Raw genomic sequence first — 22,583 nt, forward strand, 5'->3', positions numbered from 1 at the left:
GTGGGCGGGCCCGGAGCGGTGGGAGGCGTGGGGAGGGGAGGTCGTCAGTTCCGCTCGGCGGACCGGAGCGGGAAGGAGACCCCGGTGAGCTCCTCCGACAGCGTCCACAGGCGCTTGGCGGCGCGGCCGTCCCAGGCCTCCTCGCTCCGGCTGGAGAGGGCGGGTGCGCCGCGCGTGCCGCCCATGGCCTTGGGACCGGCGTAGGCCCCGCCGGGAACGTCCTGGGTGGCGGCGAAGACCGTGGGCAGGGCGCCGTTCGCGGCGCTCTGGGCGAAGATCTTGTTGCCCAGCATCGCGATCCCGCGGGAGAGCGGGTTGGCGCCGTGGCTCTGTAGATTGGTCGCCGCGTAACCGGGGTGGGCGGCGGTGGAGAGCACCGGGGATCCCACGGCGTCCAGGCGGCGCTGGAGCTCCAGTGTGAACAGCAGGTTGGCGAGTTTGGACTGCGCGTAGGCCTTGTAGGGGGTGTAGCCCCGCTCCAGGTCGACGTCGTCGAAGTCGATGCCCCGGGCCATCCGGTGCATGCTGGAGGAGACGGTGACCACCCGGCCGGTGACGTGCTCCAGGAGGAGGTTGGTCAGGGCGAAGTGGCCGAGGTGGTTGGTGCCGAACTGTAGCTCGAAGCCGTCCTTGGTCCTGCCCCGGGGCACCGCCATGATCCCCGCGTTGTTGATGAGCAGGTGGATGTCGCCCCGCCACCGCTCGGCGAAGGAGCGTACGGAGGACAGGTCCGCCAGGTCCAGGCGGCGCACCTCGGTGTCGCCGTCCACGCTGTCGGCCGCGGCACGGCCTCCCACCTCGTCGCGCACGGCCAGCACGACACGGGCTCCGGCCCTGGCCAGCACACGCGTGGTCTCGATGCCCAGACCGCTGTTGGCTCCGGTGACGACCGCGGTCCGGCCGCTGAGATCGGGGATTCTGACCGCTGAGGTGTCCATCTCGCCACGGTAGGCGAGCCCTCAGGGGTTGTCCATGGGACCAATGATGGCAGCGCGAACATCCGCTTATCCTGGATCCCATGGCCGACCGCCCCTACCACCACGGAGACCTGCGCGCCGCCCTGCTCGCCAACGCGGAGCGCGCCCTGGCCGAGCACGGTCCGGCGGCGCTGTCCCTGCGCGAGCTCGCCCGCGAGGCGGGGGTCAGCCACGCCGCACCGGGCCGCCACTTCAGGGACAAGCAGGCGCTGCTGGACGCGTTGGCGCTGACCGGCTTCGAGCGGCTGATCGGTCGGCTGGCGGAGGCGTCCGCCTCCGGAGGGAGCGCGCGTGCCCAGGTCCTCGCCATGGCCAGGGCCTACGTGGGGTTCGCGATGGAGCACAAGGCGCTGCTCGACCTGATGTACGCGCACAAGCACGATCCCGACGTCTCCGAGCAGTTGGCCGACGCCGTGTCGCGGCTGAAGGACATGCTGGTGCGGCCCATCGTCGACGGCCAGGCCGCCGGTGAGATCGCGGGCGGCGATCCGGTGGTCCTCGCGTCCGTCGTGTCCGCGACCCTGCACGGCATCACCGTGTTCAGCGCCACGGTCTCCCCCGAGGAGGTCGACGCGGGCCTCGCCGACGTGGTCCACGTGCTCTTCGAGGGCCTGGCCCCGCGCTGACGGGCGCTTCCCGGCGGATCCCCCCGCGACCGGGACCAGCGGTGACGAAGCCGACCGCGCGATCGCGAGTACACCGCGACGCGAGAACCCGACGCCGCGATGGCGCCCGTCTTCCGGCCGGAGGGAAGGGGATGAACCGGTGGGGCACGTGGGCGTTCGGAAAGGGTTGAAGGCGGTGCGCGGGAGGCGGGAGGGCCGAAAGCGGCGCATGGGCGTCCGGGAGGGTCCGGGGCGGGGCGCGGGAGGCCGTCGCCGGGGAGGCGGAGAGGGAGCACGGCCTAATCTGTGGTGATGCGGGAAAGACTGCGCCGGTGGAGCCGCCCGGCCACCGAGGCCGCCCTGTGGGCGCTGTTGGGCCTGTTCATCGTGGTCGAACTGTTCGGTGCCCGCGACCGGCCACCGCTCCTCGAAACGTACGTACTCCTCCTCGCCCTGGGCATCGCGGCCGTCCTGCGCCGCTCCCTCCCGCTCACCGCCGTGGGCGTCATGCTCGCCGGTGCGACCCTGCAGATATCGGCCAACGCCCTCCAGTTGGTGCCGAACTTCGCGCTCTCCCCGTGGCTGGCCGTGATGGCCCTGTCCCTCCTCGCGGGACTGCGCTCCGACCGGGTGCGGCCCATGGTCGCGACGGTGGCCGTGGCGTGTGCCTTCACCTTCGTCCTGTACCTGCTGTCGGGGATCATGTTCGGCTCCGACGTCCGTGCGTTCCTGTCCGACTTCGTGGACTGGCTGGGCGGTGCCCTCGCCATCGCCCTGACCACGTTCGCCCCGTGGCTGTTCGGCCGGTACCAGCGGCTGTACCACAACGCGACACGGGGCGGCTGGGAGATCGCCGAGCGCATGGAGCGGACCCGTGCCGCCGAGGCCGACCGGGCCCGCCTCCGGGAGCGCGCCCGCATCGCGGGGCGGATGCACGACTCCCTCGGGCACGACCTCGCACTGATCGCGATCCGCGCCGCCGCCCTGGAGATAACCGCCCAAGACGACCCCGAGCAGCGGAGGGCGGCCGGTGAGCTGCGCACGGCCGCGCACGAGGCCAACCTGCGGCTGCGGGAGGTCATCGGGGTGCTGCGTGAGGGAGGCGAGGGGGGCGAGGACGCCGATGACGACGAGGCCCCCGAACCGGTGGCCGCCCTGGTCCAGCGCGCCTCGGACGCCGGGATGCCGGTCCGGCTGCTGCGGGAGGGTCCCGACCCGGACCCGGCGGCCCCGGGCGGCGCGGTCGTGCACCGGGTGGTCCGGGAGGCCCTGACCAACGCGGCCAAGTACGCGCCGGGGGCCGAGGTGACCGTGCGGGTGGTCCGCGAGGCGGACCGGACCAGGGTGTCGGTCGGTGACACCGGCTCCGGCGCGGACGCGATCCTGCCCGCACGCAGGCAGGAGGGGTCCGGCCTGGCCGGGCTGCGCTCCCTGGTGGGAGAGTTCGGCGGCAGCCTCGACGCCGGTCCGGAGGACGGTGCGGGGTTCACCGTGCGGGCGACCGTCCCGGACTCCGGTGGCGGCCGCGCCGACGGTGGCGCGGAGGAGGGGACCGAGGCGTTGGAGACCCGGCGCGCCCACGGCGAGGCCCGTGACCGTGCCCGGCGCCGACTGGTCACCGCCGTGACCGTCCCGGTCGCCCTGGGACTGGGGACGGTACTGGTCGGTTTCGGGCTGTTGGCGTGGATCAGCACCAGCACCGTCCTGCCGCCCGAGCGCTACGAGCGGCTGTCCGTGGGAGACGACCAGGAGCGGGTGGAGCGGATGCTGCCCCGGTTCGCCTATCCCGAGCAGTCCGTGCCGAACCGGCCGCCGGAGCCGCCCGGCGCCCGGTGCTCCTTCTACCTGGTGCGGAACGAGAACGGACTGCCGCCGGTGTACCGGCTGTGCTTCGCGGACGGGGTCCTGGTGGACAAGGACGAGATCCAGCGCGTCGAGTAGGGCGGGTCCGGCGGGTGCCGTGCGTCGCGCGGTGGGGCGGGTGTCCTCCACACGGTGCGCGCGGTGGCCGCCGCAGGTGGTGCGGGTGCCGCGCGTCGGGGCCGGTGGCCGTCGCGCGGTGGGGCGTACGGCCTCCGCACGCTCCCCCGACCGGGCGCCGAGTAGGGTGTCGGCGTGAACGCGACAGACGGTGACGGGGTGCTGAGAGTCGTCCTCGCCGACGACGAGGCGATGATGCGCGCGGGTATCCGCGCGATCCTGTCCGCGGTGCCCGGCATCGAGGTGGTGGGCGAGGCCGAGGACGGTGCCGCCGCCGTGGCCCTGGTGGCCGAGCACCGGCCCGACATCGCCCTGCTGGACGTGCAGATGCCCGGCACGGACGGCCTGGCCGCGACGGAGGCCATCACCGCGAGGTACCCGGGGACGGCGGTCGTCATCCTCACCACCTTCTCCGAGGACGCCTACATCGCGAGGGCCCTCTCCGGCGGTGCCGGCGGGTTCGTGCTCAAGAGCGGCGACCCCCGCCAACTGGTGGACGGGCTACGCGCGGTCGCGGACGGCGGAGCGTACCTGTCGCCGGAGGTGGCGCGCCGGGTGATCGACGAGCTGGACGCCTCCGGGGGGCGGCTGTCCCGGGCGTCGGAGGCCCGGGAGCGGGTCGGGCAGCTCACGGAGCGCGAACGCGAGGTGCTGGCGCTGGTCGGCGAGGGGTGCCCCAACGACGAGATCGCCCGCCGTCTGGCCATCGCGTCGGGCACGGTCAAGGTGCACGTGGGGTCGATCCTCACCCGGCTCGACGTGCGCAACCGGGTCCAGGCCGCCATCCTCGCCTACGAGGCCGGACTGGTCTAGGGCGTGTGTGGTGGATGCCGCCCGTCGTTTGGAGAGCGCTGCGCGCGAAGCGCGACCGTTGAGGGCGGTGGGAGGGAGACGGGCGGGCGTATCCGGTGGTGGCCTCGCAAGGCCGAAGAAGGAAGCATCCTGGTTTGGCTGTTGACTGATGAGAACGCAGTGAGGGTGCCGCTGGGGCGTCGCGCAGCAGGGTGAGTATCCGCCATACATGCCCTAGGGGCGTTCTCGGCGGACGCGCGCCGACCTGTCCGAACGCCGCGGTCCCCGGGCACCGCGCCCCGGGCGCCGCAGTCGGCCCGTCGGTGGCCCGTCGCCGGCCCGCCGGTGGCGCCCGGAACTCGTCCGATCCGATCCGCCGTACTCCTGTCGCTTCGCCCGAAGCCCCGTTAACGTGTGCCCTATCCCCCAAACCCCCTGTTCGGAGAGGGCTTCGCCAGTGGTCCCGATCAAGCACACGCCCCGTTCCCGATCCACACGCCCGGCGCGACGCGCCGTCCGGGCGGGCCTCGTCCCCGCTCTGGCCCTGCTGCTCGCGGGGTGCGGCAACTCCCAGGACGATCCCGACAGCCTGGTCTCCGTATCCCCCGAGTCGGCCGCCCCCGCGCCCAGCTCGGACGACTCCCCCGACACATCGCGTTTCAACCGGTTCGACTCACAGATAGGCGACCTCAACGCCACGCTGTCCTACTGCGCTCCGGGAATGTCGGCCAACGCGGAGAAGAGCTGCGGCCTCGACCACATCCGCTCCGGGATCACCGACGACGTGGTCGAGCCCATGCGCGAGGAGATCGAGGGAAGCCCGGCCCCCGAGGAGTACGCCGACGTCTCCACCGCGATCGACGGAATGGACGAGACGGTCAAGGCACTCAAGCCCTGCGAGGACTGGTTCACCTCCGAGGAACACGAGTCGGACACGGAGTGCGGCCAGGCGTGGAGCTCCCTGGTCTCGAACTGGAGGGACCTCACAGGCGCGATGGGCTACGGGGTTCCCTGACCTCGGCTCCACATCGCGGTGCGGGCCGCGACGCGGAACCGCGGTGCGGGCCCGGTTGTCCACAGGCGCGAACCGGGTCTGGCGGTGTGGGGGCCGCTGCGGTCTCATGGAAAGCGGGGGGTCCCCGGGGCCCTTCCACACACGCGTGCCCGCGGGTCCCGCCCCGTCCACTCCCCCGCCCCGTCCACTCCCCCGCCCGTCCGCTCCCCCGCGCCTCGCTCCCTCGCCCCTTCGTCCCTTCGTCCCTTCGTCCCTTCGTCCCCTCGCGCGTCTACCCCTTTGTGCCTATCCGGCCGTTGCCGACCAGGCGATGCGCGGGTGAGGCCCGGCGACGGAGGATACGGACATGATCACCGCCAGCTCCGTCCGAAGGAAGCGCATACTCGCCTACGGGTCGGCCGCGCTCGTCCTCGCCGCGACGTTCTCGATCCCCACCGTCGTCACCGCCGTCACCGACTCCGGAAGCCTGGTCCTCACACCGCCCGAACCCACCGGCCCGTACGCCGTCGGCCGGACCGAACTGCACCTCGTGGACCCCGACCGGGGCCACCCGTGGGTGGAGGAGGCCACCACGCGGGACGTCATGGTCAGCGTCTGGTATCCGGCCGGCGAGGACGGCGGAGCCGAACCCGCGCCCTACGTCACGCCCTCCGTCGCCGGTGCGCTGAAGAGCCAGCTGGAACAGGGCGGGCTCCACCGCGACGCCGTCGACCTCGCCGCCTCCCGCGCCAACGCCCTCCAGGACGCGGCCGTCTCCGACGCGGGCCCCTTCCCCGTGGTCCTCTACTCACCCGGGTTCCGGGAGTCCCGGTTCCTCAACACCTCCAACATCGAGGAGCTCGTCTCCCACGGCTACGTGGTGGCGGCCATGGACCACCCGTACGAGACGCTGGCCGTGGACATGCCCGACGGCCGGGTCCTGCGCACGAACGCGCCCTCCTACAGCGCCGATGTCGCCCGGGAGGTCATCGCGGTCCGGAGCGAGGACGTCGGCCTCGTCCTGGACGGCCTGACCGAGCTGGCCGGGGGCGGCAGCCCCGACGCGAGCGGCCAGGAGCCGCCCGCCGGACTGGGCGAGGCGCTGGACATGGACGCGGTGGGCATGTTCGGCCACTCCGCCGGAGGGTTCACCGCCGCCGAGGTCATGCTGGTGGACGACCGCGTCGACGCCGGTATCAACATGGAGGGCAGCATCGGCTACCACGTGGGCGACGAGGTGTGGGCGGAGTCCAACCTCCGGGGGACCGACCGTCCGTTCGCGCTCCTGACGGCGGGGCTGTCCGGCAGCGCCCGGAAACCGCACCACAGCGGGTACAGCCCGGGCTACCGGATGTTCGTCGAGGCCTCGTCCGCGCACGTCCTGGAGCTGTACATGGCCGACGGCGAGCACATGAGCTACACCGACCAGCAGTGGATCCTGCCCGCCATCGAGGAGTACCACCACCCCGGCGGTGACGCCTGGAGGAACCTGGTGTCCGGGGCGATCGGCACCGTCGACCCCGAGGGATCCGTCCGCACCCAGCGCGCCCACGTCACGGCCTTCTTCGACACCCACCTTCGAGGACAGGACACCCCGGTCCTGGACGGTCCCTCCCCCGACTTCCCCGAGATGGAGTTCGTCGGCCACGACTGATGACACGGGTCCCGGGAGAGCTCTCCCGGGACCCGTCACCCACCGGACCGGCGCAGAACAGGCCGGAGCGAAGCGGACCGGACCGAAGCGGACCGGCGCAGAGCCGTGCGGAGCGGGCCACCGGAGCCGTGGTGTCCAGGACCCGCGTGCCCGGGAACCGCGCGCCCGGGACCCGCGGTACTCAGGAGGCGCACAGCCGGGCGGTCAGCACCTCACGTGCCCAGTCCTCCCACCGCTCGTGCGGCCAGCCCCGGTCCCGGACGAGCGCCAGGTACAGCTCGGGGCCCAGCACCGCGTACAACTCGTCGGCCGCACTGGCGGCGTCCAGACCGGGCGCCGCCCCGGGCTTGTCCACGAGGGCCCGGGCGAAGGCGGTCTGGACCGTGTAGCGGGGATCGGCCGGGGCGTCCTCGCCCCACAGACCGCCCACGGCGGGGTCGGTGGCGGCGGCGACCCTCAGCATCTCGGACACCCCGGCGACGCGGGCCAGCACCCGGCCCGTGCCGTCCACGTGCGCTTCGAGCGCGGACCGGGCGTCCGGTCTGCCCGCCGCGTCGCGGAACCAGGCGCGCTCCAGGGTCGGCACGGGTTCGTCATCACCGGCGATCGCCGTGTCGACCACCTGTTTGAGCAGGGCCTTCTTGGTGCCGAACGTGTAGAAGAGCGTCTGCACCGCGACCCCGGCCCGGTCGGCGACGTCCTGCATGGGCGTGGCCCCGAAACCGTTCGCCACGAACAGCTCCTTGGCGGCCTCCAGCATGCGCATGCGGGTCATCCGCGCCTTCTCGGCACGCTTTCCCCCGGTCTTGACCTGGTTCATGCCAGCAGCTTATAACTAGAGTAAGTCACTAGTGAGCGACACTAGTGGAATTGGCTGGGAGGACACCATGTCCGAGGTGACCAACACCGAGCAGCAGCAGGTCTGGAACGGATGGCTCGGCGAGCACTGGGTGGAGCACCCGGACCGCTACGACGGCCTCGTGGAGGGGTACAACGCGCTGATCCTGGACGCCGCCGGTGTCGGTGCCTCCTCGCACGTACTCGACGTGGGATGCGGCACCGGCCAGCTCACCCGGGAGGCCGCCGCGAGGGCGGTGGACGGCTCGGCCACCGGTGTGGACATCTCGGCGCGGATGGTCGCCGCCGCAGAAGAGCGGGCCCGGGGCCTGGCCAACGTCTCCTTCGAGGAGGCGGACGCCCAGGTCCACCCCTTCCCTCGGGAGGGCTACGACGCCGTGGTCAGCAGGGGCGGGGTGATGTTCTTCGACGACCACGTGTGCGCGTTCGCCAACTTCGGCCGGGGTCTGCGCCGGGGCGGACGCCTGGCCTTCCTCGTCCCCGGCGCCGCCGAGCCCGACGGCGAGTACGCGCGGGCGACCGCCGCGCTGCGCCCGCACATGGCGAAGCCCTCCCCCACCACCCGCCGCATGATGTCCCTGGGCAGCCGCGACGTCGTCCACGGGCTCCTGAGCGCGTCGGGATTCCGGGACACGGACATCGAGCGCGTCGAGTCCGTCGCCGTCCTGGGCGCGGACCCGGTGGACGCCGCGGACTTCGTGTGCGGGCAGGGCATGGTGCGGTCATGTCTGGAGGGACTCGACGACGCCACCCGGCACAGGGTGCGCGAGGAGCTGGTGGAGGGGCTGACCGCCTTCCACACCGCTGACGGCGTCCGGGTCGGCGACTCGGGTTGGCTGGTCAGCGCCGTGCGCGTGTGACACGCGCCGGTTCGGGGCGGGGCGGGGCGGGAACCACCGCGCCACCGGCCCCGCCCGCGCCCTACACGTCCCGGACGCGCAGCTCGGTGTGGGCCACGATCTGCGCGGCCAGGGCCCAGCCCGCCACCGCGGCGATGTTCACGGGCCCGTCGTGCGGTGCCGTGTAGAACCCGACGTCGCCGCCCGCGTAGAACTCGATCCCCGCCATCCCCGGCATCAGCGCCGCGAGGTCGTTGATCATCTGCACCCCGGAGAGCTGCATGACCAGCGGCAACCCCAGGAGAAGCAGGAATCCCACGGTGAACGTGCCCGACATGCTGCGCAGAGCCGTGCCGAGGCCGACGAACAGCACGGCGAACAGAGCCATGCACACGCCCGCCCTCAGCGCCGTCGCCAGGGCACCCGCGACGTCGACGTCGGTGTACCAGCCGACGAACCCGGCCAGCACCGCCACCCCGACCACCGTGGCGAGCGCGCCCACCACGAAGGCCAGCCCGGCGGTCACCAGCGTGCGCGCCGCCAGCACCGTTCCCCGGTTCGGCCGCCACAGCAGCGTGCTGGTGACGCTGCGGTTGGTGAACTCCCCGGTCGAGGCGAGCGCGGCCAGGATCAGCACCGCGAACTGCACGAGGTAGAAGTGCCCCTGCGAGGTGAGCCGCATGAAAGCGCGGCCGTCCGCCTCGTCGGGGTTCTCCAGGATCCGGGTCCACTCCGTGTAGCCCATGAGCACGGCGAACAGGGCCATGCCCGCCAGCGCGGCGGCGACGGCCCACCAGGTGGACCGCAGCGACGACTGCCGCACCCACTCGGCGGCGACCTCCCGGAGCAGGTCCGACCGCCGACGGCCGGTCGCCCCGACCGCTTTCGCCGATCCGAGTCCGTGCTGCCCGTCCGCCCGCCGTCCTGGTCGCACGCCCGCCTCTCGTCCGGGCCGCCTCTCCGCCTGCCGCCCGGTATCCCGCCTCTCCCGCATCTCCTGTGTCTCCGTCGCCTCAGCCGTCTCCGGAGTGCCCGGCGTACCCGGCGTGTTCGTCCCGCTCATACGTCCTGCCCGCGCTTTCCGCCGTTCTCCGGCCCTCGACCCGTCCGCTGGTTCTCCGGTGTCCGCATCAGCGCACCGGTCCGTTCGCGCCCGCCGCTCCCCCCGCGGCGTCCGCCGTTCTCCCGGGCGCCTCCGGCGCGCCCGCCGCTTCGCCCTTCGCCGGACGCGAGCCGAACTCGACGGCCTCCCCGGTGAGTTCCAGGTAGGCCTGCTCCAGCGAGGCCTCCTCCAGCCGCAACCCGTGGACCCGGGCGCCCACCGCGTGCGCGTGGTCGCCGACCTCCGTCACGTCCAGTCCGAACACCCTCAGGCCGGGGCCGCGGTCGGTGCCGCCGCCCCGGACTCCCTCCCCGCCGGCGGTGTCCCGTCCGTCCCCGCCGTCCTCCACGTCCTCGACCCGCACCCGCGGCCCCAGTCCCTCCAGCCGCTCCCGAAGCCTTCCGGAGTCCGGGCTGCTCACCAGCACGTGCGTACGCGACCACGCCGCGATCACGTCACCGATCGGAGCGTCCGTGATCAGCCGCCCCCTGCCCACCACCACCAGGTGGTCGGCGACCATCTCCATCTCGCTCATCAGATGGCTGGAGACGAAGACGGTGCGGCCCTCGTCGGCCAGCCGCCGGGTCAGGTCCCGCATCCACCGCACACCGTCGAGGTCGAGCCCGTTCACCGGCTCGTCGAACAGCAGCACACCGGGGTCCCCCAGCAGAGCGTCCGCGACGCCCAGCCGCTGGCGCATGCCCAGCGAGTACCCGCCGACCCGCTGACGTGCGACGTCGGTCAGACCGACCTCCTCCAGCACCTCCTCGACCCGGCTCCTCGGGATACCCCCGCCCACGGCCTTCGCGGTCAGGTGGGCCCGGGCGCTGCGCCCCGGGTGGGCGGCGTCCGGCGACAGCAGGGCTCCGACCTGCCTGGTCGGCCAGGCCAGCCGTGCGTACTCGCCGCCGTTGACCAGCGCCTCGCCCGACGTGGGCCGGGCCAGACCCAGCATCAGCCGCATGGTCGTGGACTTCCCGGCGCCGTTGGGCCCCAGGAAGCCGGTCACCCTCCCGGGCTCGACGGTGAAGGTGAGCCCCTCCACCGCCGCCTTGTCTCCGTAGCGTTTGGTCAGTTCGCGCACCGTGAGCACGGTTTCCCCTTTCTCCCGCTCCTAGGTGCACCACGCTAGGAACCGGAGGCCCGTCCCCACATCTGTGGTTCGTCGGGACCCGACTACGCACTTGTGCCTACTGGCCGCGGGACCTGCCGGGTTCGCGGGGGTCGGCGGTCGACGGTGTCCGGACCGTCCCCGACCGGCCGGCTCAGCCGACCTGAGCAGGCCCCGGCGCAGCCGGCCGGCCCCGTTTCACCGGACCGGCGCCCCGGGTAGGTCGCCGTTGTGGCCAGTACGACCCGACGGCCGAAACGGGGGAGAACCATGCATGCGTCCGTCGGCGACTACGTGCACACTCACGGGGTCGCCAGCACCGATGGCAGGAACACCGGGGAGATCGTGGAGGTACGCGGCGCCAACGACGGTCCGCCGTACGTGGTGCGGTTCCCCGACGGCGAGGAGCGGGTCATCTACCCGGGACCGGGCACGGTGGTGGAGCCCCGGGACCCGGTGGACTGACGGAGCCGGAGAAGGCCCCGGGGCGTTGGGCACCCGGGTGTTCGTCACCGGGGGTCCCGGAGCGGGACGGTGCGCGGAGCGGTCGGTGCCCGCGCCGGGGCGTGGCCGTGACGGCGACAGCGATAGCGGCGGTGGCAGCGGCGGTGGGACGTGCCCGCCGCCGTTCGCGTGTCAGACGGACAACCGGTCCAGGAAACCGGCGAGGTTGGCCGACGCGCGTTCGATCTGCTCCTCCACGGTGAGGTCCTCCTCGAACCGCCCGCCGGGCCCGGAACTCCTCTTCCCCCGGATGTACAGCGAGCACGCGAGGTCGGCGCACATGAGCAGCCCCACGGTGTTGCCCTCCCGCCCGGCCCTTCCCGCCTTGGGCGCCGCCATCAGGGTCACGCCCTGTCCGCGGTGGGTGGTCAGGCACACCGAGCACACGCTCTTGCGCAGCCCGGTGCGCACGGTCGGCAGCCGAAGCGCCACGCCCACGAGCCGGTCGTCGCGCTCGACGACCATGTAGGCGCGTTCGTGCGCGGTGTGGTCACGCCAGCCGAGGAAGTCCAGGTCCTCCCACGGCATCCGGTCCAGGTCGCGCGGCAGGGAGAGCCGCTTGGCCTCCCCCTGCGAGCAGTTCACGAACGACTTCCGGATGTCCCGCTCAGTCACAGCTCTCATTGGACGAACGCTAAACCGGGCAGGTCGTCCCAGGCAACGGATTTACCAGCGAAAAGGACACACGGACCGCTCTCCCCCGGGGCCCGCCGTCCGCCCCTACAGGAGCCGGCCCTCCGGGCTCTCTGGCTCAGGGGCGCTGGATCAGGTACAGCACGAAGGGCTCTCCCCCATGGCGGATCTCACGCGCGTAGTGGAAGCCGAGCCGTTCCATGACCGCCCGGGAGCGGAGGTTGCGTGTCTCGGTGAAGGAGGCCACCTCCTCCGCGCGGAGGTCGCCGAAGGCCAGATCGAGCCCCGCGCGCCCGATCTCGCTGGCGTAGCCGAGCCCCCAGAACCGTTCGAGGACCGCCCATCCGATCTCCAGGCGCCGGGCGCCGTCCACCTCCGCGTAGGACAGGCCGCCGCGCCCCACCAGGGTGCCGGACTCCCGGTCGTGGGCGATCCACTTGTGCACGCCCTCGGACGCCCAGGCGCGTTCCATGTACAGGGCGCTCTCCCAGGCCTCTCCGCGGCTCCACGTTCCGCCGTACCACCGTGCGACGCCGGGGTCCCGGTGCAGGTGCCACAGGTCGTCGGCGTGTGCGGGGCCGATGGGCTTCAGGACCAGCCTCTCCGTGACGCGGGTGCCGAGCGGGTCCGGGAGAGGAGAGGGGCCGAGGAAACAGGGGAAGCAGGGGAGACGGAGGATGTGCGGGATGCGGGGGAAGCGGATCATGTCACGAGCACCCCAGCCGGGTGTGGGTCTCGGGCCGGGCCGCGGCGCGGTCGAAGGCCCGCGCGGGAAACGCCCCGCCGTAGCCGCGGGTCGCGAAGGCCTCCATCGCGGTCCGCGGGATCCCCTCCCCGCGCTGCTCGCGATCCACTCTCGGCGCGCGCGGCCTCTTCGCTCCCACACAAGGAGTCTAGGTCCAGACCACCTCAAAGCCCATACCCCCGGTGTACTGCGGTTTCTCCCGCGCCTCCGGCCGGGTGACCGTGTCCGGGGACGGAGCGCCCCGTGTTCCGGACCGTGTCACACCCCGGCCCGCGCAAGGGACGGGGAGCAGACTGGACCCCGTCCGGGAGGCCCCCGAACCCACGTCGAGGAGAACACATGGAACTTGGCCTGCACGTCGCCGACTTCACCTGGGACGGCGGGACGCCCGCCATCGGCCCGACCCTCGCCGACACCGCGCGCCAGGCCGAGGCGGCGGGCATCTCGCGGCTCACGGTGATGGACCACTTCTGGCAGATGGGCGGCGACTCCGGCGCCCGGGAGAACGCCATGCTGGAGGCCTACACCACCCTGGGATTCCTGGCCGCGCACACCGAGCGGGTCCTCCTGCACGCCCTGGTCACGGGAGCCGTGTACCGCGAGCCGGGGGTGCTGGCCAAGCAGGTCAGCACGCTCGACACGCTGTCCGGCGGCCGCGCCGGACTGGGCGTGGGGGCCGCCTGGTACGCGGACGAGGCGCACGGCCTGGGCATCCCGTTCCCGCCCACCGCCGAGCGGTTCGAACGGCTGGAGGAGGCGATCCAGATCTGCCTGCAGATGTGGAGCGACGACGAGGGCTCCTACCAGGGCAGGCACTACAAGCTGGACCGCACCCTCGACTCCCCGCGGAACCTGTCCGATCCGCACCCGTACCTGATGGTCGGCGGCAGCGGTGAGAGGAAGACCCTGCGGATGGTCGCCCAGTACGCGGACGCGTGCAACGTCTTCGGCGGTCCCGGCTCGGAGCGCAAGCTCGACGTGCTCAGGAGCCACTGTGAGGCTCTGGGGCGCGACTACGACCGCATCGAGAAGACCACGACCTTCTCCTTCACCCCCGACAGCACGCGGGGCGAACTGGTCCGTCAGCTCCTGGAGATGAGGCGGGTCGGGTTCACGGTCGCCTACGTGTTCGGCCAGGGGTTCTCCGACCCCCGCAGGGCGGTCGAGCTGCTCGCCTCCGTCCTGCCCGAGATCGCCGACGCCTGAGGAGCGGCCGACGCCGTCGGTACACGCCCGTCGAGCACGCCCGGGGCCGCGCCCCCGGGCCGGCGCCGGGTCGTCCGGGAACGGTGTGGCCGCCGGCGGGGGCCGCGCCCGTTCCCGGTACGACACGGAGGAGGGCGTGGTCCCGGTGGCCCGGGCACGCCCGCGGACACCGCGGCCCCGAATCCGGGGGCGCTTCGGGACCGGGGCCCTCAGGTCACAGCGAGTCGATCAGCTCGCGGCAGGCGCGCTGGCAGCGTCGGCACATCTCCCCGCACACGCGGCAGTGCTCGTGCATGGAGGCGTGCGCCTCGCACTCGTCGGCGCAGGTCTTGCAGGCCTGCTCGCAGGCCTCCAGGATCGCCCGGGTCAGGTTGGCGTCATAGCCCGTGTGGCGTGAGAGCACACGTCCGGTGGTGTCGCACTGGTCCGCGCAGTCCAGGTTGGTACGCACGCACTTGGTGAGTTCGGCGACCGTGTCCTCGCTCAGGCAGGCGTCCGCGCACGCGGTACACGACTGGGCGCACTCGAAGCACGCCTCGATGCATGCGAGCAGCTTCTCCCGATCGACTCCGCCCAGGTCCTTGGGATAGGTCTCCAACATCTGGCCTGCCACGCTCATGGCTGGGCTCCCCCTTCGGTCGAAAACGTCTGGAACACGTCTGAAGTCCCAGGCCGGAACCGACGGCACCGGCCCACCCAGCCACTAACCCCCGGGTGCCGTGCCAAACCCCCTCGGGGTTCGGCGCGGCCGGGTCAGCGCCCCCTCGGCGGAGGCTCCGGTCCCGGGGTCTCCGGCCCCGGGTTCCACAGGGCCGCGGTACCGGGCGGGGACGGGAAGAGGTCGAGGGCAGCGACAGCGGCAGCAGCGGCAGCGGCGGCAGCGGCAGCGGCAGCGGCAGCGGCAGGAAGTCGTACCGCCTGGTCCGAACCGCCGAACCGCCGAACCGACCCGCCCTCCCAGGTCCGCGCGCACGCGCCGGAGCGGGCGGGTGAGCCCTCACACCAGGCCGTCCACGTCGTCGCGCAGCGCCGTGCCGCGCCGCATGAACTCCGCGGCGGCCGCGAGGCCGAGCCCGAGGACCACGGCGGTCACCGGTACGTCGACGACGACCTCGAGGGCGGGGGATCCCGGAAGCGCACGGCCCGCCTCGTCCACGGCGGCCTGGTACCCGAACACCCGCGAAGCGGCCGCCAGCAGCGCTCCGGCCAGGACGACGACGGCACACACCCGGATACGGCGCACGTTGACCGGTGCGAAGGGGTCCCCGGTCCGCAGCGACCTCACCACACGGAACAGCAGCAGCCCGACGACCATCACCTGCACGGCGAGCACGAGCGAGGGCGCGAACGCCCACAGCCGACCGCCGGCGGTCGGCTCGGAGACCTCCAGCACGGCGGTGACGGGACCCGTGAGCGCGAACCCGTCACCGTCCCCGACGGACGGGAGACCGGCCGCCGAGGTCGTGACGGGGATGAGGACGTTGTCCGCGACCAGTGTCCCGACAGCGGAGAAACAGGCCAGGAGCACTCCCACGGCGGTCGCCACGAGGGCCGTCCACTCCGAGGCGCGTTGACGTACAGCGTTCACAGGTATCCACCACATCTCACGTCTCACTTATCGACAATCGATAAGGTCTGCGTCTAATGTATCGGTAATCGATATGGCGAAGCATCCTTCCCCCCATACCTCCACACGTCTGAGGCCCTCCACGTGAACGACACCGCCCCCGTGAACGAGACCGCCCCCGTCCGCACCTCCGCCCTCTTCCTGGCCGGAACCGTCCTGTGCTTCGTCGTCCCACCCCTGGCGGTGGGAGTCCTGGCGCCCGCGCCACCCCCGCCCGGCGCGCTCCTCGCGCTCGCCCTGGCCGAGCTGGTGTCCGCGGCGGCACTCGTGTTCTGGTGGCTCCGCCGACGGGGGCTGCCGTTCAGCGCGCTCGGGCTGACGTCGCGGTCCTGGGGGCGCGACGCCCTGCTGGGAGCCGCGACCGTCCCGCCGCGCCTGCTGCTGGAGTTCGCCGTGCTGATCCCCGCGGCCGGCGGCGCCGACAACCCCGGAGTCCAGGAGGTGCTCACCAACGCCTCGGCGGGAGCGGTGGCGCTGGTCGCGACGGCGGTGCTCGGCGTGGTGGGAGGGGGCCTGGCCGAGGAACTCTACTTCCGCGGCTTCCTCCTGGGAGCCCTGCCCAGGCTCTTCGTCCACCGCAGGGCCGCGCTGTACGGCGCGGCCCTGGTCTCGGTGCTCCTCTTCGCGGGACTGCACCTTCCGTCCTCGGGCCCCGACGTGGTCGCCATCGTGCTCGCCGGGCTGGTCTACACGGCCCTGTTCCTCGCGACCCGCCGCCTGACCGCGACCGTCGTCGCGCACTCGCTGTGGAACATCTCCGCCCTGGTCGCCGTCCTCGCCCTCTACGGGTGAGCGGCGAGGCAGCCAAAGGAAGGCCCGCGCGGCGAGGCAGCCGGGGGAAGGCCCGCGCGGCGGTGCGGCCGAAGAGGCGCGTGGCCGGACCCCGTTTCCGGGGATCCGGCCACGCTTTCTCCCACCGGAGGAGGCCGTCAGCGCTCCTCGTCGTCCGGCTGGTAGATCTCGGCGGTTCCGGGGCCGTGGTCGGGCATCGCCGAACGGGCGGACGCCTCCCGGTGCAGCCGCAGGAACTCCAGGTGGCGCTCGTACTCGTCGAGGATGTTGCCGATGAGCTGTTCCTTGGTGAAGCCCATCACGTCGTAGCCCTGGCTGCCCTCGGTGAGGTAGACCTCGAAGCGCACGTAGGTGTCGTGCTCGGTGAGCGTCCGCGTGGCGAACGCCGGGGTGGGCATCACGATCGGCCACACCCGGTAGCTGAAGTCCTCCTCGGCGCCCATCGGCACCTTCAGGTCCAGGTGCGGGATCTGGGCCTCCTCGTCGGTCCCCTCGGTGACCGTCGCCTCGACCCCCTGGTTGCGCAGTTCCTCCGCGACCTCCTGGAACGCGGGACGGCACACCTCGTGGACGAACCTGACGGCCGCGCGCTTGCCGGGGAAGTTCACCGCCCTCGCGACCCGCTGCCGCCAGTTCCTCTCCGGGCCCCGGCGCTCGGACGTGGTCCGGTCCGACAGCGACGACGTCAGGGTGGTGCGGAACGCGTCCTGCCGGAACCGTTCGATCCGGAGCGCCTTGTACAGGCCCCAGATGATCAGCAGCATCACGACCGAGAACGGCAGGCCCATGATGATGGTCGCGTTGGTCAGCGCGTCCACGCCGCCGACGATGAGCATGGCGAGCGTGAGCAGGCCGGTCGCCGCGGCCCAGAAGATCCGCAGCCACGGGGAGGCGTCGGTGACCGGCGTCGGCAGGTGGGAGCTGAGGTTGCCCATCACCAGCGCGCCGGAGTCCGCGGAGGTGACGTAGAGCAGCAGCCCGACGAAGGTCGCCAGCCCGGCGGTGAACATGACCCCCGGGTACTGCATGAGCAGTGTGTAGAAGCCCTGTTCGGGCACGTTCATGGCGGTCTCGCCGAACTCGATGTTGCCCCGCATCACGATGGCCAGCGCGCTGTTGCCGAAGATCGACAGGAAGGTCAGCGTGTACAGCAGCGGGACCACCAGCGTCGCCGCGACGAACTGCCGGATGGTGCGGCCGCGCGAGATCCTGGCGAGGAACAGCCCGACGAACGGCGCCCAGGCGATCCACCAGGCCCAGAAGAACAGCGTCCAGGCGTTGAGCCACTCGGTCGGCTGGTCGTAGGCGAAGGTGTTCAGCGTCATCGAGGGGAAGCGGCTGATGTAGTCGCCGATGTTGAGGACCAGGGCGTTGAGCAGGTTGGCGGGGCCCTCGGCGATCAGTACGTACAGCATCAGGACGACGGCGAGCAGGACGTTGAGCTCGGACAGCCGCCTGATGCCACGGTCGACACCCGCCACGGCGGACACCGTGGCCATGAGCACGGCGACGAGGATCAGTCCCGTCTGCGCCGCGATTCCCTCGGGGATGCCGAAGAGGAAGTTCAGCCCGTAGTTGAGCTGCACGACGCCGATACCGAGCGACACGGAGATGCCGAAGACCGTGCCGATGATGGCCGCGAGGTCGACCGCGTCACCGATCCGGCCGTGGATGCGCTTGCCGATGAGCGGGTACAGGGCCGACCGGATGGCCAGCGGAAGGTGGTACCGGAACGCGAAGTAGCCCAGCGCCATGCCCATCAGCGCGTACATCGCCCATCCGGTGATGCCGTAGTGGAACAGCGTCCACACCACGGCCTGCCGGGCCGCCTCGATGGTCTGCGGATCGCCCTCGGGCGGTGCGAGGTAGTGGGTGACCGGACCGGAGACGGAGAAGAACATCAGGTCGATGCCGATGCCCGCGGCGAACAGCATGGCCGCCCACGCGAACACCCCGTAGTCCGGTTTGGAGTGCTGGGGCCCGAGCTTGACCTGGCCGTACCGGGACACGGCGATGAACACCACGAACCCCAGGTACAGGGTGGCGACGAGGAAGTAGTACCAGCCGAACGTCTGGGAGATCCACGACACGGCCGTACCGATGGTGGTCGACGCGCCCGTCGGCGTGATGATCGCCCAGATCGAGATCGCGAGGACCAGCACGGACGAACCGATGAAGACCACCGGCTTGAGCTGGCTGCTCTTGCTGCTCTGGGCGTCGACCGCGGTCTTCGGGGTCCCCGGTTCCGCTCCGCTGTCCTGCCCTCCGTTGGTGGACACCAATATCCCCTCTCGTCCGTACGGTGCCGGTAGTGGTTCACTGCGTCTGACGGCAACGGAGTGTTACCAAGGACGGAGCCGCCGGCCCCGGGAGCACCGTCACCAGGGGCCGTCGTGTCCCTCCACGACCGGCGGGAGACGCGACTTCCGAACAGTCCACGTCCTCATCCTCTATGACCGCTCGGTGATGGAGCGGTAACCCAGGTATGACGGTGTGCCGCTTCCCAGGACACGGCCCGCGAAACCTCCCGAAGACCGGAGGGGGAGGACCGGCCCCGGGGAAGGCGTCGACCCGTCGCCGGGCCCGGGGAAGGGAAGGCCGGACGTCGGCGCGCGGTGGCAGGATGCCCGGATGGGGAACCTCTACCAGTACTTCCACGCTCCGACGACAGGGCGGTACTGATCGCGTCCGGACCCCGTGCCCACTCGGCCACGTCCCCGTGGCACCGCGGTTCTGGCCGAACACGGTCGTCCGCCGCTGGACCACGTCACCACGGACCGCGTTCACACCCATCTACCCCGTGCCATGGTGATCGGAGAAGACCCAGCGCAGGCTGTCGTTGCTCTCCCGGCCGCAACCGTCTCGCCCGCGTGCTCGAAGTAACGGGTAGCCTCCCCGGTTCCCGCCGCCAGGCCTCTCAGCAATCCCGGCGCGGAGGCGATGTGGGTGGTCACGCTGTACTGACCATGGAGGTTGGTAACACCCACCCCGGCTGACACACACGAAGAGGGCCTTCGGTATCGGTGTGGATTGCGAGATCTACCCGACTCACCAGAAGGCCCTCGATGCCCCACACTACCCACGCCAACGCTCGTCTGACTCCCGCAGGACGCCTCGCGTTGGCCCGCTGCGTCATCGACCAGGGGTGGCCGCTGCGGCGTGCCGCCGAACGCTTCCAGACCAGCACCACCACCGCCAAACGCTGGGCCGACCGCTACCGGGCCACGGGTGAAGCGGGCATGGTCGATGCCTCCAGCCGCCCGGCCCGCTCACCACGGCGCACCCGGCCCCGACGCGAGCGCCGCGTGATCAAGCTGCGCCACCTGCGCCGGTGGGGCCCGGCCCGTATCGGCGGCCACCTGGGCATGCACGCCTCGACGGTGCACCGGATCCTGACCCGCTACGGGTGTGCCCGCCTGGCCCACACCGACCGGGCCACCGGACGGGCGGTGCGCCGCTACGAGCGCGAACGCCCCGGGGAGCTGGTGCACGTGGACATCAAGAAGCTCGGCAACATCCCCCACGGCGGCGGCCACAAGGCGCTGGGACGCCCCCGGGGGCGCAGGCACCGCTCCAACGCGGGGTATGCCTACCTGCACAACGCCGTGGACGACCACTCCCGGTTGGCCTACTCCGAGATCCTGACCGATGAGAAGAAGGAGACCGCCGTCGCGTTCTGGGAGCGTGCGCACGCCTACTTCGCGTCGGTGGGGATCACGGTGGAGCGGGTACTGACCGACAACGGGTCCTGCTACCGCTCGCGTCTGTGGCGTGACCTGGTCCGTGACCAGGGCGTCAAGCACAAGCGCACCCGTCCCTACCGGCCCCAGACCAACGGCAAGGTGGAGCGCTTCAACCGGATCCTGGTCCAGGAGTGGGCCTACGCCCGCCCCTATGCGTCAGAGTCCCAACGGCGGGAGGCGTTCCCGGGGTGGTTGCATCACTACAATCACCACCGGTTCCACACCGCGCTCGGTGGCCCTCCCGCCTCCCGCGTCACCAACCTCTCAGGGCAGTACAGCTAGGTCGCGGCGCGCGAGAAAATCCCTACCCTCGGCCGTGCTGAGGATCCTGATGATCTCGTCCTGCTCGAAGACCGGGACCGGCTCCGGTGTCACCTTGGGTGGCTTCATCTTGCGCATGGGGTTGGCGATCTCCTCCTCGTCCGTCAACCACTTGAAGAACTGCTGCAGGCACCGGTACTGGTTGTTGACGTAGGCGTCCTTGTGCTGACGGTGGCGCAGCCGCACCAGCCAGGAGCGCAGGTGCACACGGGAGACCAGCTCCCAGTCGCGCACGGGCTCGAAGCGCAGCATGTCAGCGCTGGTGTCAGCGTCGGTGTCGAAGCGGGTGTCGGTCGGTGGGCTGACCGCCGGTCAGCAGGTGCTCGGCAGCGAACCAGCGCACGGCGTCGGCGTACATCGTGACGGTGTTGTCGCGTTTGCCCTCGGAGCGCAGGTGGAGCACGAAGGAGTCGACGTGGGTCCTCAGGGGCCCCGCGGCCAGGTTGCGCGGGCCTCGACGGATACGACCGGTAGCCATAAGCGATACCTCGTCAAGCTCTCCAGCCTATGGAGGCTGTCCTGCTTCACGAGTTCGCCCAGGTCAGACCATGTGAGAGCCAGCGAGGGGACTTGAACCCCTAACCTATCGCTTACAAGGCGATTGCTCTGCCAATTGAGCTACGCTGGCGGGCTGCCGAGACCGTGGCCCCGGTTGCGTCCCGGGGAAATGGTACCGGGTCAGAGGCCACCAGGCCTACTCGGATGCCTCCGAGCCGCGCGGACGCCATCCCGTCCGTCGGCCCTCGGCCGCGTCCCTCCCCGATCCGGCAAAGAAGCACCTGGCGGCGTGCGGAGCCCGGTTAGCCGCCGTCCCGTCCGGAAACGACAGGGGGACATGCTCCCTCCCGGGGGCGGAGAGGTGGAAGGGCCATGGCGGGCAACAGGGGCGTGGTGTACCAGGGCGCGGGCAGGGTCGAGGTCCAGGACATCGCCTATCCGGAGTTCGAACTCAAGGACGGCCCGGGGGTCAACCCGGCGAACGTGGGGCGCAAGGTGCCGCACGGGGTGATCCTCAAGGTCGTCGCCACCAACATCTGCGGAAGCGACCAGCACATGGTGCGGGGGCGCACCACCGCGCCGGAGGGGCTGGTCCTGGGCCACGAGATCACCGGGGAGGTGGTCGAGAAGGGGTCCGACGTCGAGTTCGTCGAGGTCGGCGACCTGGTCTCGGTACCGTTCAACATCTCCTGCGGGCGTTGTCGGAACTGCAAGGAGCGGCGGACGGAGATCTGCCTCAACGTCAACCCCGACCGCCCGGGCTCGGCCTACGGCTACGTCGACATGGGCGGCTGGGTCGGGGGGCAGGCCGAGTACGCGCTGGTGCCCTACGCCGACTGGAACCTGTTGAGGTTCCCCGACCGCGACCGGGCGATGGAGAAGATCCTCGACCTGACGATGCTCTCCGACATCTTCCCGACCGGCTACCACGGCTGCGTCACCGCGGGCGTGGGCGTGGGGTCGAGCGTCTACGTCGCGGGCGCCGGGCCCGTCGGGCTTGCCGCGGCCGCGTCGGCCCAACTGCTGGGCGCGGCGGTGGTGATCGTCGGTGACATGAAGGAGGAGCGCCTGGCCCAGGCCCGCAGCTTCGGGTGCGAGGCGGTCAACGTGGCGGAGGGCGACCCCGGGGAGCAGATCGAGCGGATCCTGGGCAGCCCCGTGGTGGACTGCGCGGTGGACGCCGTGGGCTTCGAGGCGCACGGGACCGGGAAGGACGCAGAGAAGGAGGCGCCCGCGAGCGTGCTGAACACCGCGATGGCCCTGACCAGGGCGGGAGGCTCGATCGGCATCCCCGGCCTGTACGTGACCGGTGACCCCGGCGCCTCCGACGAGGCCGCCCGCGAGGGCTCCCTGTCGATCCGGCTCGGGCTGGGCTGGTCCAAGTCGCACGCCTTCTTCACCGGCCAGTGCCCGGTCATGAAGTACCACCGGGAACTGATGGCGGCGATCATGACCGACCGTGTGCAGATCGCCAAGGCCGTCAACGCCGTGGCGATCCCGCTGGAGGAGGCCCCGGAGGGCTACCGGTCCTTCGACGAGGGCGCGGCCAGCAAGTACGTGCTCGACCCGAACGGCTACCTCGGCACGGGCTGAGACCCGCGG

The 22,583-nt window shown here is 71.7% G+C and carries 23 protein-coding genes and 1 tRNA gene; 11 read left to right on the forward strand and 13 right to left on the reverse strand.

Annotated elements, in window-relative coordinates; all coding sequences use genetic code 11:
• Nucleotides 1-44: 44 nt before the first annotated feature.
• Entirely contained in the window at nt 45-938 is an 894-nt protein-coding gene (locus tag NOSIN_RS19705) for an oxidoreductase (protein WP_077692173.1), read from the reverse strand.
• Between the two features lie 80 nt (nt 939-1,018).
• On the opposite strand from NOSIN_RS19705, the gene NOSIN_RS19710 reads away from it, so the two are divergent.
• From NOSIN_RS19710 to NOSIN_RS19730, 5 genes are all read left to right on the forward strand, one after another.
• A complete protein-coding gene (locus NOSIN_RS19710) occupies nt 1,019-1,603 on the forward strand; it encodes a TetR/AcrR family transcriptional regulator (protein ID WP_077692174.1) in 585 nt (194 codons plus the stop codon).
• 291 nt (nt 1,604-1,894) lie between these two features.
• The gene (locus tag NOSIN_RS19715) at nt 1,895-3,523 is read left to right on the forward strand and encodes a sensor histidine kinase (protein ID WP_077692175.1); all 1,629 of its coding nucleotides are present in this window, start codon (nt 1,895-1,897) and stop codon (nt 3,521-3,523) included.
• Between the two features lie 198 nt (nt 3,524-3,721).
• A complete protein-coding gene (locus NOSIN_RS19720) occupies nt 3,722-4,375 on the forward strand; it encodes a response regulator (protein ID WP_077693669.1) in 654 nt (217 codons plus the stop codon).
• Between the two features lie 436 nt (nt 4,376-4,811).
• Entirely contained in the window at nt 4,812-5,369 is a 558-nt protein-coding gene (locus NOSIN_RS19725) for a hypothetical protein (protein ID WP_077692176.1), read from the forward strand.
• A gap of 346 nt (nt 5,370-5,715) precedes the next feature.
• Nucleotides 5,716-7,002 carry an alpha/beta hydrolase family protein gene (locus NOSIN_RS19730; RefSeq protein ID WP_077692177.1) on the forward strand — a complete coding sequence of 429 codons (1,287 nt, stop codon included), beginning with the start codon at nt 5,716-5,718 and terminating at the stop codon, nt 7,000-7,002.
• Between the two features lie 181 nt (nt 7,003-7,183).
• Here NOSIN_RS19730 and NOSIN_RS19735 read toward each other — a convergent pair whose 3' ends face one another.
• A complete protein-coding gene (locus NOSIN_RS19735) occupies nt 7,184-7,822 on the reverse strand; it encodes a TetR/AcrR family transcriptional regulator (RefSeq protein ID WP_077692178.1) in 639 nt (212 codons plus the stop codon).
• Nucleotides 7,823-7,889: 67 nt separating this feature from the next.
• Between NOSIN_RS19735 and NOSIN_RS19740 the strand changes: the two genes are divergently transcribed.
• Nucleotides 7,890-8,720 carry a class I SAM-dependent methyltransferase gene (locus tag NOSIN_RS19740; RefSeq protein ID WP_077692179.1) on the forward strand — a complete coding sequence of 277 codons (831 nt, stop codon included), beginning with the start codon at nt 7,890-7,892 and terminating at the stop codon, nt 8,718-8,720.
• 61 nt (nt 8,721-8,781) lie between these two features.
• On the opposite strand, the gene NOSIN_RS19745 is transcribed toward NOSIN_RS19740, so the two are convergent.
• On the reverse strand, nt 8,782-9,633 hold the full coding sequence (locus NOSIN_RS19745; RefSeq protein ID WP_077692180.1) for an ABC transporter permease: 852 nt from the start codon (nt 9,631-9,633) through the stop codon (nt 8,782-8,784).
• Between the two features lie 196 nt (nt 9,634-9,829).
• Nucleotides 9,830-10,894 carry an ATP-binding cassette domain-containing protein gene (locus NOSIN_RS19750; RefSeq protein WP_077692181.1) on the reverse strand — a complete coding sequence of 355 codons (1,065 nt, stop codon included), beginning with the start codon at nt 10,892-10,894 and terminating at the stop codon, nt 9,830-9,832.
• A 288-nt stretch (nt 10,895-11,182) separates the two neighbouring features.
• Between NOSIN_RS19750 and NOSIN_RS19755 the strand changes: the two genes are divergently transcribed.
• Nucleotides 11,183-11,377 (forward strand): DUF1918 domain-containing protein, encoded by a 195-nt coding sequence (locus NOSIN_RS19755; protein WP_077692182.1) that lies wholly within the window; start codon nt 11,183-11,185, stop codon nt 11,375-11,377.
• Between the two features lie 171 nt (nt 11,378-11,548).
• Here NOSIN_RS19755 and NOSIN_RS19760 read toward each other — a convergent pair whose 3' ends face one another.
• The 3 genes from NOSIN_RS19760 to NOSIN_RS27315 form a co-directional block, all read right to left on the reverse strand.
• Nucleotides 11,549-12,040: an FBP domain-containing protein gene (locus NOSIN_RS19760; RefSeq protein ID WP_077692183.1), complete on the reverse strand. Its 492-nt coding sequence runs from the start codon at nt 12,038-12,040 to the stop codon at nt 11,549-11,551.
• A gap of 127 nt (nt 12,041-12,167) precedes the next feature.
• Nucleotides 12,168-12,755 carry a GNAT family N-acetyltransferase gene (locus NOSIN_RS19765; RefSeq protein WP_077692184.1) on the reverse strand — a complete coding sequence of 196 codons (588 nt, stop codon included), beginning with the start codon at nt 12,753-12,755 and terminating at the stop codon, nt 12,168-12,170.
• A gap of 1 nt (nt 12,756) precedes the next feature.
• Complete coding sequence (locus NOSIN_RS27315; RefSeq protein WP_170293701.1) at nt 12,757-12,933, reverse strand: hypothetical protein; 177 nt, start codon at nt 12,931-12,933, stop codon at nt 12,757-12,759.
• A gap of 200 nt (nt 12,934-13,133) precedes the next feature.
• Here NOSIN_RS27315 and NOSIN_RS19770 point away from each other — a divergent pair, with 200 nt between their 5' ends.
• Nucleotides 13,134-14,000: an LLM class F420-dependent oxidoreductase gene (locus tag NOSIN_RS19770; protein WP_077692185.1), complete on the forward strand. Its 867-nt coding sequence runs from the start codon at nt 13,134-13,136 to the stop codon at nt 13,998-14,000.
• 214 nt (nt 14,001-14,214) lie between these two features.
• Here NOSIN_RS19770 and NOSIN_RS19775 read toward each other — a convergent pair whose 3' ends face one another.
• Nucleotides 14,215-14,619, reverse strand: coding sequence for a four-helix bundle copper-binding protein (locus NOSIN_RS19775; RefSeq protein ID WP_077692186.1), 405 nt, complete (start codon nt 14,617-14,619; stop codon nt 14,215-14,217).
• Nucleotides 14,620-14,997: 378 nt separating this feature from the next.
• Nucleotides 14,998-15,588: a DUF2975 domain-containing protein gene (locus NOSIN_RS19780; RefSeq protein ID WP_170293702.1), complete on the reverse strand. Its 591-nt coding sequence runs from the start codon at nt 15,586-15,588 to the stop codon at nt 14,998-15,000.
• A gap of 123 nt (nt 15,589-15,711) precedes the next feature.
• Between NOSIN_RS19780 and NOSIN_RS19785 the strand changes: the two genes are divergently transcribed.
• On the forward strand, nt 15,712-16,419 hold the full coding sequence (locus NOSIN_RS19785; protein ID WP_236743404.1) for a CPBP family intramembrane glutamic endopeptidase: 708 nt from the start codon (nt 15,712-15,714) through the stop codon (nt 16,417-16,419).
• A 137-nt stretch (nt 16,420-16,556) separates the two neighbouring features.
• On the opposite strand, the gene betT is transcribed toward NOSIN_RS19785, so the two are convergent.
• Nucleotides 16,557-18,698 carry a choline BCCT transporter BetT gene (gene betT / locus NOSIN_RS19790; RefSeq protein WP_077693671.1) on the reverse strand — a complete coding sequence of 714 codons (2,142 nt, stop codon included), beginning with the start codon at nt 18,696-18,698 and terminating at the stop codon, nt 16,557-16,559.
• A gap of 786 nt (nt 18,699-19,484) precedes the next feature.
• Here betT and NOSIN_RS19795 point away from each other — a divergent pair.
• Nucleotides 19,485-20,444, forward strand: coding sequence for an IS481 family transposase (locus tag NOSIN_RS19795; RefSeq protein ID WP_077692188.1), 960 nt, complete (start codon nt 19,485-19,487; stop codon nt 20,442-20,444).
• Here the strand turns inward: NOSIN_RS19795 and NOSIN_RS19800 are convergent.
• The 3 genes from NOSIN_RS19800 to NOSIN_RS19805 all read right to left on the reverse strand — a co-directional run bounded on the left by NOSIN_RS19800 (nt 20,427) and on the right by NOSIN_RS19805 (nt 21,111).
• Entirely contained in the window at nt 20,427-20,735 is a 309-nt protein-coding gene (locus NOSIN_RS19800) for a hypothetical protein (RefSeq protein ID WP_227015285.1), read from the reverse strand. The two genes, NOSIN_RS19795 and NOSIN_RS19800, sit on opposite strands and share 18 nt — an antisense overlap.
• A gap of 13 nt (nt 20,736-20,748) precedes the next feature.
• Nucleotides 20,749-20,961: a hypothetical protein gene (locus NOSIN_RS27850; RefSeq protein WP_227015286.1), complete on the reverse strand. Its 213-nt coding sequence runs from the start codon at nt 20,959-20,961 to the stop codon at nt 20,749-20,751.
• Between the two features lie 77 nt (nt 20,962-21,038).
• Nucleotides 21,039-21,111, reverse strand: a tRNA-Thr gene (locus NOSIN_RS19805).
• A gap of 242 nt (nt 21,112-21,353) precedes the next feature.
• Between NOSIN_RS19805 and fdhA the strand changes: the two genes are divergently transcribed.
• The gene (gene fdhA / locus NOSIN_RS19810; protein ID WP_077692189.1) at nt 21,354-22,574 is read left to right on the forward strand and encodes a formaldehyde dehydrogenase, glutathione-independent; all 1,221 of its coding nucleotides are present in this window, start codon (nt 21,354-21,356) and stop codon (nt 22,572-22,574) included.
• Nucleotides 22,575-22,583 lie beyond the last annotated feature (9 nt).

Origin of the sequence: Nocardiopsis sinuspersici, assembly GCF_001998325.1 — a bacterium.
In the GTDB taxonomy this organism is placed as follows: domain Bacteria; phylum Actinomycetota; class Actinomycetes; order Streptosporangiales; family Streptosporangiaceae; genus Nocardiopsis; species Nocardiopsis sinuspersici.

Excerpts from the sequence above, each read along its gene's own strand:
- NOSIN_RS19800 (WP_227015285.1), bottom strand. The coding sequence starts at position 20,735 with ATGCTGCGCTTCGAGCCCGTGCGCGACTGGGAGCTGGTCTCCCGTGTG.
- NOSIN_RS19735 (WP_077692178.1), bottom strand. The coding sequence starts at position 7,822 with ATGAACCAGGTCAAGACCGGGGGAAAGCGTGCCGAGAAGGCGCGGATG.
- NOSIN_RS19795 (WP_077692188.1), top strand. The coding sequence starts at position 19,485 with ATGCCCCACACTACCCACGCCAACGCTCGTCTGACTCCCGCAGGACGC.
- NOSIN_RS27850 (WP_227015286.1), bottom strand. The coding sequence starts at position 20,961 with ATGGCTACCGGTCGTATCCGTCGAGGCCCGCGCAACCTGGCCGCGGGG.
- NOSIN_RS19760 (WP_077692183.1), bottom strand. The coding sequence starts at position 12,040 with ATGAGAGCTGTGACTGAGCGGGACATCCGGAAGTCGTTCGTGAACTGC.
- NOSIN_RS19755 (WP_077692182.1), top strand. The coding sequence starts at position 11,183 with ATGCATGCGTCCGTCGGCGACTACGTGCACACTCACGGGGTCGCCAGC.
- NOSIN_RS19770 (WP_077692185.1), top strand. The coding sequence starts at position 13,134 with ATGGAACTTGGCCTGCACGTCGCCGACTTCACCTGGGACGGCGGGACG.
- NOSIN_RS19705 (WP_077692173.1), bottom strand. The coding sequence starts at position 938 with ATGGACACCTCAGCGGTCAGAATCCCCGATCTCAGCGGCCGGACCGCG.
- NOSIN_RS19775 (WP_077692186.1), bottom strand. The coding sequence starts at position 14,619 with ATGAGCGTGGCAGGCCAGATGTTGGAGACCTATCCCAAGGACCTGGGC.
- NOSIN_RS19715 (WP_077692175.1), top strand. The coding sequence starts at position 1,895 with ATGCGGGAAAGACTGCGCCGGTGGAGCCGCCCGGCCACCGAGGCCGCC.
- NOSIN_RS19710 (WP_077692174.1), top strand. The coding sequence starts at position 1,019 with ATGGCCGACCGCCCCTACCACCACGGAGACCTGCGCGCCGCCCTGCTC.
- fdhA (WP_077692189.1), top strand. The coding sequence starts at position 21,354 with ATGGCGGGCAACAGGGGCGTGGTGTACCAGGGCGCGGGCAGGGTCGAG.
- NOSIN_RS19740 (WP_077692179.1), top strand. The coding sequence starts at position 7,890 with ATGTCCGAGGTGACCAACACCGAGCAGCAGCAGGTCTGGAACGGATGG.
- NOSIN_RS19730 (WP_077692177.1), top strand. The coding sequence starts at position 5,716 with ATGATCACCGCCAGCTCCGTCCGAAGGAAGCGCATACTCGCCTACGGG.
- NOSIN_RS19765 (WP_077692184.1), bottom strand. The coding sequence starts at position 12,755 with ATGATCCGCTTCCCCCGCATCCCGCACATCCTCCGTCTCCCCTGCTTC.